The sequence below is a fragment of the Pseudomonas sp. RL_5y_Pfl2_69 genome, from assembly GCF_963970465.1.
Lineage (GTDB): Bacteria > Pseudomonadota > Gammaproteobacteria > Pseudomonadales > Pseudomonadaceae > Aquipseudomonas.
On record NZ_CAXAOU010000018.1, the window covers coordinates 76,452 to 87,755 of the forward strand.

At 53.1% G+C, this 11,304-nt stretch carries 12 protein-coding genes; 8 read left to right on the forward strand and 4 right to left on the reverse strand.

Features of this window, described 5'->3' with window-relative positions:
• Positions 1-111 precede the first annotated feature (111 nt).
• Together AACY07_RS23635 and phnX are read left to right on the forward strand one after the other, a co-directional pair.
• Positions 112-1,221 (forward strand): 2-aminoethylphosphonate--pyruvate transaminase, encoded by a 1,110-nt coding sequence (locus AACY07_RS23635; RefSeq protein ID WP_339478146.1) that lies wholly within the window; start codon positions 112-114, stop codon positions 1,219-1,221.
• A gap of 72 nt (positions 1,222-1,293) precedes the next feature.
• The gene (phnX, locus tag AACY07_RS23640; RefSeq protein WP_339478148.1) at positions 1,294-2,121 is read left to right on the forward strand and encodes a phosphonoacetaldehyde hydrolase; all 828 of its coding nucleotides are present in this window, start codon (positions 1,294-1,296) and stop codon (positions 2,119-2,121) included.
• A gap of 60 nt (positions 2,122-2,181) precedes the next feature.
• On the opposite strand, the gene AACY07_RS23645 is transcribed toward phnX, so the two are convergent.
• Positions 2,182-2,742: an NADPH-dependent FMN reductase gene (locus AACY07_RS23645; RefSeq protein WP_339478150.1), complete on the reverse strand. Its 561-nt coding sequence runs from the start codon at positions 2,740-2,742 to the stop codon at positions 2,182-2,184.
• Positions 2,743-2,938: 196 nt separating this feature from the next.
• Between AACY07_RS23645 and AACY07_RS23650 the strand changes: the two genes are divergently transcribed.
• Positions 2,939-3,160 (forward strand): hypothetical protein, encoded by a 222-nt coding sequence (locus AACY07_RS23650; protein ID WP_133077940.1) that lies wholly within the window; start codon positions 2,939-2,941, stop codon positions 3,158-3,160.
• A 95-nt stretch (positions 3,161-3,255) separates the two neighbouring features.
• Positions 3,256-4,167, forward strand: a complete 912-nt coding sequence (locus AACY07_RS23655) for a LysR family transcriptional regulator (protein WP_339478152.1) — start codon at positions 3,256-3,258, stop codon at positions 4,165-4,167.
• 18 nt (positions 4,168-4,185) lie between these two features.
• Here the strand turns inward: AACY07_RS23655 and AACY07_RS23660 are convergent, their stop codons facing one another.
• Positions 4,186-4,767, reverse strand: a complete 582-nt coding sequence (locus AACY07_RS23660) for a GNAT family N-acetyltransferase (protein WP_219262084.1) — start codon at positions 4,765-4,767, stop codon at positions 4,186-4,188.
• A gap of 92 nt (positions 4,768-4,859) precedes the next feature.
• Positions 4,860-5,639 (reverse strand): DNA polymerase III subunit epsilon, encoded by a 780-nt coding sequence (gene dnaQ / locus AACY07_RS23665; protein WP_339478155.1) that lies wholly within the window; start codon positions 5,637-5,639, stop codon positions 4,860-4,862.
• A gap of 124 nt (positions 5,640-5,763) precedes the next feature.
• Here dnaQ and AACY07_RS23670 point away from each other — a divergent pair, with 124 nt between their 5' ends.
• The 4 genes from AACY07_RS23670 to AACY07_RS23685 are packed head-to-tail and all read left to right on the forward strand — an operon-like array spanning position 5,764 to position 11,177.
• Positions 5,764-6,975, forward strand: a complete 1,212-nt coding sequence (locus tag AACY07_RS23670) for a site-specific integrase (RefSeq protein WP_339478158.1) — start codon at positions 5,764-5,766, stop codon at positions 6,973-6,975.
• Positions 6,972-8,657 (forward strand): site-specific integrase, encoded by a 1,686-nt coding sequence (locus tag AACY07_RS23675; protein WP_339478161.1) that lies wholly within the window; start codon positions 6,972-6,974, stop codon positions 8,655-8,657. The genes AACY07_RS23670 and AACY07_RS23675 overlap by 4 nt, the downstream gene beginning before the upstream one ends.
• Positions 8,657-10,729, forward strand: coding sequence for an integrase (locus tag AACY07_RS23680; protein ID WP_339478163.1), 2,073 nt, complete (start codon positions 8,657-8,659; stop codon positions 10,727-10,729). The genes AACY07_RS23675 and AACY07_RS23680 overlap by 1 nt, the downstream gene beginning before the upstream one ends.
• Before the next feature lie 19 nt (positions 10,730-10,748).
• Entirely contained in the window at positions 10,749-11,177 is a 429-nt protein-coding gene (locus AACY07_RS23685) for a hypothetical protein (RefSeq protein WP_339478165.1), read from the forward strand.
• Positions 11,178-11,195: 18 nt separating this feature from the next.
• Here the strand turns inward: AACY07_RS23685 and AACY07_RS23690 are convergent.
• Positions 11,196-11,304 (reverse strand): IS3 family transposase (locus tag AACY07_RS23690; protein ID WP_339474677.1); only part of this gene is annotated, 109 nt, incomplete at its 5' end.

Genomic DNA, 11,304 nt, shown 5'->3' on the forward strand with positions numbered 1-11,304 from the left:
ATAACCTTCACTGATGGCTGGCATAACAACAAACAATTTGATTGATATTAACTCAAACTGCAATTTATGCCCTGTAACCAGTAGCCATCCAATGCTTGCGAGAATTTCAGAATGAGTACTGCCGCCCCGATCCTGCTGACCCCTGGCCCACTGACGACGTCGGCGCGAACCCGCCGGGCGATGATGGTCGACTGGGGTTCCTGGGATGACAGTTTCAACCAGCTGACTGCCAGCCTCTGCGAACAACTGCTGGCCATTATCAACGGCGGGAGCAGCCATCACTGTGTGCCTCTGCAAGGCAGTGGCACCTTCGCCGTCGAGGCCGCCATCGGCACCCTTGTGCCACGAGATGGCAATGTGCTCGTACTGATCAACGGTGCCTACGGCAAGCGACTGGCCAGGATCTGCGAAGTGTTGGGGCGTCGTTTCAGCACCTTTGAAACGGCTGAAGACCAGCCCACCACCGCTGCCGACGTAGACCGCCTTCTGCGTGCCGACCCGAGCATCACCCATGTGGCCCTGATTCACTGCGAAACCAGTACCGGGATTCTTAATCCGCTGCCCGAAATTGCAGCGGTCATTGCTCAACAAGGTAAACGTCTGATCATCGACGCCATGAGTTCTTTCGGCGCCCTGCCCATCGATGCACAGCAAGTCCCTTTCGACGCGCTGATCGCAGCGTCCGGCAAATGCCTGGAGGGGGTACCGGGCATGGGGTTTGTCTTCGCCCGCAAAGAGGCGCTGCAGAACGCATCAGGCAACAGTCACTCACTGGCGATGGACCTGTTCGATCAGCACGCCTATATGACCAAAACAGGCCAATGGCGCTTCACTCCACCCACACACGTGGTCGCGGCCTTGCACGAAGCCCTGCTGCAGTACAACGAAGAAGGCGGTTTACCAGCACGCCACCAGCGTTATGCCGACAACTGCCAGACGCTACTCGACGGCATGACCGCCCTGGGTATTCGCAGCTTCCTGCCCGAGGCCATTCAGGCTCCGGTTATCGTCACCTTCCATGCGCCCAAAGATCCGCGCTACCAGTTCAAGGAGTTCTACGAACGCGTGAAAGCCAAGGGTTTCATCTTGTACCCGGGCAAATTGACCCAGGTCGAAACTTTCCGTGTGGGCTGCATAGGCCACGTCAATCAGGCCGAGATCCAGGCTGCGGTGAACGCCGTAGGCCAAGTGCTACAAGAGATGGAAGTCTTCGACATTTGATGGTGTGGGAACAGGCTAGAACAACCCAAATTACTTCGTGCGGCCCTGCCCGCTCTTACAGGATTGACTGACATGAACTACACCAACCCAAGCAAGCTGCAAGCCGCCATTCTCGACTGGGCAGGCACGGTGGTCGATTTTGGCTCATTTGCCCCGACGCAAATTTTCGTCGAAGCCTTTGCCGAGTTCGACGTACAGGTCTCCATCGAAGAAGCACGCGGCCCGATGGGCATGGGCAAGTGGGATCATATTCGTACCCTGTGCGACCAGCCACAGATCACCGAGCGCTACAAAAAAGTATTTGGCCGCGCGCCAACTGACGAAGACGTGACCGCGATCTACCAACGCTTTATGCCACTGCAGATCGAAAAAATTGCCGAACACTCGGCGCTGATTCCCGGCGCACTGGAAACCATCGCCAAACTGCGTGATGAGGGGATCAAGATCGGTTCATGCTCGGGCTACCCGGCGCAAGTAATGGCCAAAGTCGTTGAACTGGCTGCCACCAATGGCTACGTCGCCGATCACGTAGTGGCCACTGACGAAGTGCCAAATGGCCGCCCCTGGCCTGCTCAGGCACTGGCCAACGTGATCGCGCTGGGCATTGATGATGTAGGCGCCTGCGTAAAAATCGACGACACCGTGCCGGGCATCCTTGAAGGTCGCCGTGCAGGCATGTGGACGGTCGCACTGGTGTGTTCCGGAAACGCCCTGGGCCTGACCTACGAGCAGTACAAGGCGCTGGATGCCGCCACGCTGGACAGTGAGCGCTCCCGCATCCACACCCTGTTCGCGGGCTCGCGCCCCCACTACCTGATCGACACCATCAGTGACCTGCCGAACGTCATTGCAGACATCAACCAGCGTCTGGCCAATGGCGAAATGCCACAAAGCAGCTGATTGAGATAAAAAAACGCTGCAGCCCTGAGTCAGGCCTGCCGCGTTTTTGATGAAAAAGACTCAGAGCTTGTGTTGCTGCTCGACCCATTTGGCAAAATCGTCGATGAATTTTTGCAAAAACGGTCGGGTTTTTTCTGACAGCTTGCCAGGCGCATCAAATGCATCCCCCGCACCCCCCAGGTACGCCTCAGGCTGTTGCATGCACGGCACATTGAGGAAAACCAGCGACTGGCGCAAATGCTGGTTTGCCCCAAAGCCACCAATGGCCCCCGGTGAAACACTGATCACCGCACCCGGTTTGCCGCTGAACACACTTTGGCCATAGGGACGCGAGCCGACATCTATTGCGTTTTTCAACACGCCGGGCACCGAGCGATTGTATTCAGGGGTCACGAACAGCACGGCATCGGCAGGGCGAATCTGATCGCGAAACGTGCTGTAAGGCGCAGGCGGCGGCGTGACATCAATGTCTTCGTTATAGAGGGACAGCTCGCCGATTTCGACAATATTCAGCTTCAAATTTGCCGGAGACAGTTCTGCCAGAGCAAGGGCGACTTTTCGATTGAGGGAGTCTTTCCTCAGACTGCCGACCAACACCGCAACGTTGTAGACCTTGCTCATAGAAAACCCCGAGTCTGTGGCTATAGGAAGAGTAGTTATAGATGATCGGACGCCTTTCTTGCACCCCAGTTCACCCTATCTGCCTGCAAGCCTGTAAAGTAGCAGGACTATTTTTTTCACATTGCTAAACTTCCCCTACTGATCAACGGTCTACAGAACCGCAAATTGGGTGTTTATCTCCAGAGGTTCTCTACAAATGGCGGCAGTTCTCGTTGGGCAATTTCATGCAAGGGATGCGGAAGGACGCGTCTATTCCGTGCATGAATTTGAAGATACACAAGCGACAGGCGAGCAACCGGTAAAAACGTACAAACTGGCCATTGGCGATCGCGTCAAAAAGAACGATGACAACACCTTCGAGCTCGTACAGTCGGGCGTCGTACTGGTTCGGGATCCTTCTCCGGTTGTCGCAGCCTGACCTGCAGCCCACGGCATATCGCTGAAGTCAAAGGATGAGACTTGGGTCAGGCTTCGTCACGCTGAAACCTCATCTGCCGGACATGGACTTCACGCATGCGTTTACGCCACATCGAAGTGATTCAAGCGATCTTGCAAACCGGCAACCTCGGCCATGCTGCCGAGTTGCTGCAATTGCCCGCGGCCACCCTCAGCGCCACGCTGCAAGAGGCCGAGCAGCAATTGGGCTTCATGCTGTTTGCCAGTGTTCGCGGGCGGCTTCAAGCCACCCGCGACACCCTTGTGCTCCAGCCCCACATCAACCAGCTGTACCAGGCACTTGAGCCGCTGCGCCAGCTTGGCAACGACTTGCGCCAGCATCAGGAGCCGGCCTTGCGTGTGGCCTGCAGCGAAACCCTGGCACACCCCCTTCTGCCTTACTGCATAGGTGCCCTCAGGCGCCGCTTTCCCGATACGCCAACCACCTTGAGCAGCCAGCCTTGCGCCGAAATTGTGCGCCGCCTGTTGATGGACGAGTGCGATCTTGGCCTGAGCCTGCAGCCATCGGAACAACCCGGGATCGACTGCCAGCCTCTGGTTCAAGGCAAAGTACAGTTTTTGGCCCCTCACGGCTGGTTGTCCCCCAAGCACAAATACATCGCGCTGCAAGAATTGGCCGGCCAGGCAATGATCGGCCTGCAGCAGCACGACCCTTTGAGCCGCCTGCTCGACGGCAAGCTGCAAGCCTTGCGCCCGATGCCTGTGGTGCAGATTCAGGTTCAGAGTTACCAGATGATGCGCAGCCTGGTAGAAGCCGGGGAAGGATTGGCTTTGGTCGACCCGTTCACGGCCGTAGGCGCCAAGACCAGCGGTCTGGATGTGTGCCCCGTGTCACCGGCTATCCCGGTGACACTCTATGGGCTGACACGCAAAGACGCGCAACCCGGACCTGCGCTCAAGGCATTGCTCGATATCGTGCGCCATAAAGCCGAGGCATTACTGGCTGATCAGGGGTTGGTGGTGCTTTAACACCCGCCCGCTTGGCGTTCAGGGCAGTGAGTCGCGGTTCTCAAAAATCAGATACCAGAAAATCGCCACTTCGCTGGTGTGCGGATCAATACCGCGATAACGCAGATAATCGATGCCTCCCACCTGATACCCGCAACGCTCATACAACCGGCAAGCGCCGAGGTTGTTGTTTTGGGTCTCCAGCATGATCCCCGGCAGATTTTTTTTGCGACTCCAGAACTTGACCACATCCAGCAATGACTTGGCCACGCCATGGCGGCGGGCGCCGGCAACCACGGCCAGCTCATCCACGTGGGCGAAGCCATTCCAGTTGGTGCTCACCACCACATGCCCGACCGGCTGATTGTCCAGATAGGCCATGAAAATGTCGCTGTCCTTGCCCCCGCGATAGCTGGCAAATTCATCAGGGTCGATGCCGTAGCACTTGCGATAAGGCGTGATCAGGTCCAGTGGCCAGTGCTCGACTTTTTTATTGCGGTCGGCACGGGCGTAGGCGCGAACCTCAAAGCTGAAATCGTTGCACCACACATACGGCGCAAAGCCTTCATCAGCCAAACGTACTGAGACTTGAGGGTCTTTGGGGTTCATAACCAGATGCATGAAAAATCCTTCTTTCTTGTCGTCGATGCTGACAATGGGCTGCTAAGCACCCCATCGCCCGCCTGCGCCAGCGACTACAAGGTCGGCGAAGGCTATTGCAGCGTCTGTCCCTTGGCGTCGAGGAGTTGGGTCCACAACGAAGGGGCGCCAGCCGATTTGGCAATGGCTTCAAGACGAGCCGCATGCTCGGCCAAGTCGCTTTCACTTGCACGAATAATCCGACCCGGATGACGGTCTGCCGACAAGCGGCGAATTTCACTGGCCTGATTGCCCGAGCCTTCGCCCGAACCATTGCCGTCAGAAGCATTGCCCGCCAGTGACAGGCTGGTTTGACCACCGGTCATGGTCAGATAAACGTCTGCCAGGATCTCGGAGTCGAGCAACGCGCCGTGCAATTCACGACCCGAGTTATCGACGCCATAGCGTTTGCACAAGGCATCAAGGCTGTTGCGCTGCCCCGGGTGACGGGCCCGCGCCATCGCCAGGGTATCGAGGATTGTGCAATGGCGAGTGAGGTCGGCCCGATCCATCTGCCCGATCAGGGCAAACTCGTTATTCAGAAAGCCCACGTCAAACGCGGCGTTATGAATGATCAACTGAGCGCCCTTGATGAATTCAAAAAACTCATCGGCCACTTCAGCAAAACGGGGCTTGCCCACCAGAAACTCATTGGTAATGCCGTGGACGCCAATGGCGCCCTCGTCACTTTCACGGTCGGGCTGCAGGTACACGTGAAAATGCCTGCCGGTCAAGCGACGTCCCATCAACTCGACGCAACCGATCTCGATCACCCGGTGGCCGTCGGTGACCGGCATACCGGTGGTTTCGGTATCCAGTACAACTATGCGAGGCGGATAATTTTTGTCAACCATGGTGCTCTCCACCCGTCTAAACCCTATACATACATGATAACATGGAGCATAACTGTGGCCAAGCATTGAAAATAAAATGTAAACGACGATTGTTCATCTATGACACACCGGGCAAAATGTAAACATGACATTCCCTATCCGATCATATGTAGGCCGAAATGGCGAACGCTTCTCCCTCCTTTTCAGCCCGGACGCCCCGGGCATCCCGCTGTTCTACGCGTCAGCGTTCCTTTCTCGCAGCCTCAGAGTCCACGGCACCCACCAAACCCAGGTAACTGCGTTGGACGCTATCCGGCGATTGAGTCAGTGGGAGCGTGATCGGAGGATCAGCATTGAGGACAGGCTTCTCGCTGGCAAGTTAATGGTCGCGAGCGATGTAGATAGCCTAGCGGCGCATGTACGAACTCGCCGCAATGGCAAGAAAGGCGAGGTCATCTGCGCTAATAAATTCAATTCCCATTGGGTTTTTATCTGTAAATACATTGCGTGGCTGACGGATGAACTACTTCCAAACCCCAATGACATTGAAGTTCGAGAGCTTGTGAAAGACCAAGCCGCGCGCCTGAAGCAAAAATTAATCAAACGAGCAGGCTCAAAGGCTCGAAATCGCCAGCAGCTTTTAGATGAAAAATTATCTGAGTGCGCCCGCACCCAGTTGCTATTTATATTCAAGAACCCCTTCGAGGACCTTTGCAGCTCAAACTATCAAGGCACTCGTATGCGCAACATTGTCATGATTCGAATTCTATATGAGACGGGTATGAGGCGAGGGGAACTATTGTCCCTCAAGATCAAGAATTTTATCGAGTCTAGCGGTGGCAAGAGCGCCTACCTGGTCATTGAGCGCAACCATAATGATGAATTTGATCGAAGGGTTAATCAACCTGTAGCAAAAACACTTGGTCGCTCCGTTCCCATTTCAGAAGAACTCGAACGCCAGCTCATTGAGTATCGAATTAACCATCGCGCAGAGTTGACCAGCGTCGGACATAGTGATCAAGACTTTATCTTCTGCGTGCATACGGGACGTACTCAAGGGCAGCCACTAACTGTGACTGGATTTAACTCAGTATTTGTTTATTTTCAAAAGTCTTTTCCTGCCCTTGGTGGCAACCTCCATCCTCACGCATTTCGCCATGACTGGAATTATAGGTTCTCACTACACGCGGACGAGATGGGCATGTCCCCAGATGATGAGGCAGAGGCTCGCGAGGAGTCGATGGGATGGGTTCCTGGATCAGATATGGCTACTATATATAACTTGAGACATCGTAGAGAGAAAGCTATGGCGATAGGAAGAGAAGTGGCTCGTGATACTCAAAGGCCACTCAAATGAAACAGCCCACCATCGCTCAGCCTATAATCGACGCGCATGAATCAAATACAACCGTTGATAGATATATTGTGCGCCCCGAAGACATCGCGCTCGATCTAGATGCTACTGCCCGCTCGGCTGCCAATGGTAGAGTATTTTGGGAGGGGGAGCATCTCATTCACTTAGGCTATCGCAATATTGACTGCGAACTTCTATTAAGCAATTTATCATCTGAGGTAAAAGAATCCTTTAAAAAGCACGTGCTGTCATTTGCCGACAGCCAACGCTTTTCATTGACGGTAGTCATGCATCTCGTGTCAGCATTTTGCACTGCCTCGAAAGGTAAGCCTCCTAGTATTTTCGATACCACATGGGTGACGCATGTAGTTCAAAATGCGTCAGTGCGCACGAGGACATTTCAAGCTCGTATCTTTCTAGATTATTGGAAAGATCGCTATCCGAATGCAGCTACTGATGATGCCCTGAACCTGCTGGCACAAATTGCACCTCCCCCGTGCACTTCCAACAACGTGGAATCGGATGATCCGGAGAAAAGCTGGCTAACAGATGAGGAATACGATGATATTCTTATTGCCACGTGGAATAACTATGAGCTAACTGGTTCCACGCAGCCAGCGCTAATCCGCTTGCTCGCACTTCAATATGCTCGTCGACCCAGCCAAATCAGCGCTCTGAAATTTGGAGACTTGAAGTCCGGGAGCATGAAAGCTATTACACAGCTACATGAAAACGAGATCCATTTTCCCTCAGTGAAAGAGCAAGGAGTCGAAACAGAATTCAGAGGTGGGAAATTCGAAATTCATCCAATTGCCGATCACCTTTGGAACATGCTGATGATTCAGCGTCAAGAAATTATAGCCGCGTTCGAAGTCGAGTTAGGATCAGCCGTTCCTTTAGAAGAAATAGATAAACTTCCGATTTTTACAACTCATAGCCAAATTATCAAAGCATTCAAAATTCTCAGCGAAATCCTTGATAGAGATCCTTTGATTAATCTTGATGATGAGTTATTTCATTTAAGAGCACAAACAATTGGACGGGTTATCCAGCTAAATTACAACTTTAGTATCAAATCTCTCAGGGCGCGCCTGCCAGTTAGACCTGACAGCCACAGAACAGGCAAGCCGCTAGTGTTCAATGCTATCCGCCTTCGTCATACCAGAGCCCGCAAGCTCGCTCGAATGGGTGTGCCTAAGCCCATCCTGTCTTATTGGCTGGGCCACAACCATGGTGAAGCTATCGATTCATATTACAACGACCCCGCTGAGGAAGCTCGCAAGCTAAATGAGCGAATGTCGCCGGGACTGGTACCTATTGCACAAGCATTCCATGGTCGCATCATCGCAACTGATGCTGAGGCGACATATCCAGATAATCCTTTGAAGAGCTTAGAGTTCGCGAAAGACGGCTGGCTTAAAAATATCGGTAGATGCGGTCGACTTAGCTTCTGCACAACATCATCCATTCCGCTCCCCTGCTATCGATGCAGGAGTTTTGAGCCGTTGGTTGACGCCCCACATGAGGAAGTTTTGAAAGCACTTCAATTTCGTCAGGCTCAGGAGAACGAAATCGTGAAACTGGGTAACCGTCGAGATATGCTCATACCTATCGACCTTTCGGACGACATTCGAGCTGTAGAGCGGTGTATTCAGCTGTGCAAAATCAAGCGTGAGCAGAAATAATGGCTGCCCATCTCAAACTGGTCAGCTTCAATCCGAACCCAAAGCTCAGTCCAGCTAGCAACCTCAAAGCCTTGGTAAAGTACTGCCGGGATGAACTTACCCTTTTGTCAGACGATGCAGAGTTCAACTGGCATGCATCCACTTGGCCTAGCCCGTCCAGAGACTCGCGAATCCGATTCACCAATATGAACGGTGCGAAGCTTCACAAGTCGATTAAGCCAACAGATGACCAACTTCTTCACCCAGCATTCATTGATGTGGCCAAATCCTACTTGCGCTATCGACACACGATAGCTCCGCACAGGAACGCTGGACGCGAATTACAAGCTTTGAGGGCATTAGAGAAAGCGCTTGTGAACGATATGGGCATTCCGGACATCACCAAAATCCATGTCAGACATTTCATATCGATGACCGTGCATGTTGAAGATTTCGCAGCACCGGGCCACATTGTCAACAGCGCACTGCAGATTCTCAGTTGGTTATCCGAAAAACTGGTCGTCCCGGCTGAAGTCATTCGCTGGCAGAACCCCTACATTAAAGATAAGTCCTATCATAACCTTCGAGGTGCAAATGCACCTGACGAGGTCAAGAAAAAGAAGGCTGCGGATCAAGATGCGTTCTTAAGCATCGCGGACGTATTCAGTCAGCCTCTGAGCCAGCTAGATGACAGTGACATCATGGTGACTTCGATTACAGCATTGTTGTTATCAGCTCCGATGCGAATCGGGGAAACGCTCCGCTGGCGTACAGACTGCTTGAGATCCGATCATGACAAAAATGGTGACTTGCAGCGCTACCTTGCGTACTACGTCCCGAAAACCCATAGCTACACCCGCAAGGCTGTCCCCACCACAATGGCAGAGGTTGCACAGGAAGCAGTTGACCGGCTCGTGACCATCACTACTGAAGGCAGAAAACTCGCCTTGTACATGGAGACAAACCCAACCAGGTTTTACAGGCATGCCAACTGCCCAGATGTACCAGACGACCAAGAGCTGACGCGAGACCAAGTCGCCCAGGCGTTGGGATTCGCTCATTACAAGGCCTGCGAGAACTTCATTAAAAATCACACAGGGAATTACTCGCAGACTGGCTTTACGTTGGACTCTCTGTGGCAGATCGTGTTGGCTGAACATAGAAGTCAAAACCCCCATTTCCCGTATCAGGAAAAACCTAAGGAGGAACTCAAGCCACTCAAGATGAGTGAATCGCTGATGTGTTTCAGGCGGTTACAGCTGGGCGCCCGCGCTGGTACGAGCCCTGTGCTGCTGGCCCCCTTCAACCCTGATTACTACAGGAAGCGGCTGGATGGTGCAGTCAAGCTTGATCGGAAAAATCAGCGCCCTCTGTGCTTTTTCACTAAGCATGGCCTTGACCCATTCAAGCTAAACTCTCATAGCTTACGCCACTTCATTAACCGACTTGCCAAGCGATACGGTGTGTCGATCGAAGAAATCACAGAGTGGAGCAGCCGCGCCTCTAAACAGCAGACTCGTACCTACTTACATGAGACTGCGGAGCAAAAGCTGGAGAAAGCATCCACGATCATGCAGACCAAGCAGGAGCATGAAACACTACAGCCTGTAACTGAGGATGAAGCAGCCAGCTATGGCCAAGGCCCCTACCATCGTAGTCGATATGGCATCTGCCGCAGAAATTGGCGCGCCGGGCCCTGCATAAAATTCGCTGATTGCACCAACTGCTCAGAACTCTTGGCCTGCAAAGGTGACAAGATCGCTCTGGAAACCATCAAGAACGATCGGGATAACATGATTCGCACTAAGGATGCAGCCCAACGTGCGATTGATGCAGGCGAGCGATCAGCCTCGCTCTGGATCGAAAAGGCAACCCCCCAGATCCAGCGGCTCATCGCACTGGTTGATGTCATGGAAAACCCCGACATCCCGGATGGCTCCCCCATTCAAGTGACAGGTACAGACTTCAACCATGAGGCGCTGATCGTGGGGGAAAAGGCTGCGAAGGCAGGAGTTGAGCTTCTGCAGAAGGAACAGATCGCTCTTGAATATGGCCAAGACTTGGTCGATTGCTTGGAAATGCTCTTTCAATGAATCTGCCAGGAATATTTTGATGCCAAAGGTTATTACTGACCAGCAGACTCGCGACATCTGCCGAATGATCAATAATTGGGACACCCAGCACAAGCTGGATTGGAATACGATCTGCTTGGGGGCTCAGGAAATTTTGGGCTGGGGAACTCCCCCAACTCGGCAAGCCCTGAACAAAAAAGAGACAATTAAGCTTGCGTACCAGGCTAAGAAAAACTCGCTGCGTAAAGAGCTGGAAAGAGTCACCAACCTGCCTCGGCCCAAAACTATCCGGGACGGCGCGGAGCGCATCGCACGGCTTGAGAAAGAAATCGAACGCCTCAATTTCCTAAACGCTAAGCTATCCGAGCTTTTCCATATCATCGTTCACAATGCGAGTCTGGCGGGGCTCAAAAAACATGATTTGATGAGGCCCATGCAATCCAACAAAGAACCTTCAAAGAAGTCATGATGAATCGCCCCGGATTCTCTAGACACCTTGCAAGCTCATTGCGTAACGCTTTTCAAACTCTACCGGTGACAGCCGATTGTTGAAACCATGGCGGCGTTTTGCGTTGTAGAACATCTCGATGTAATCG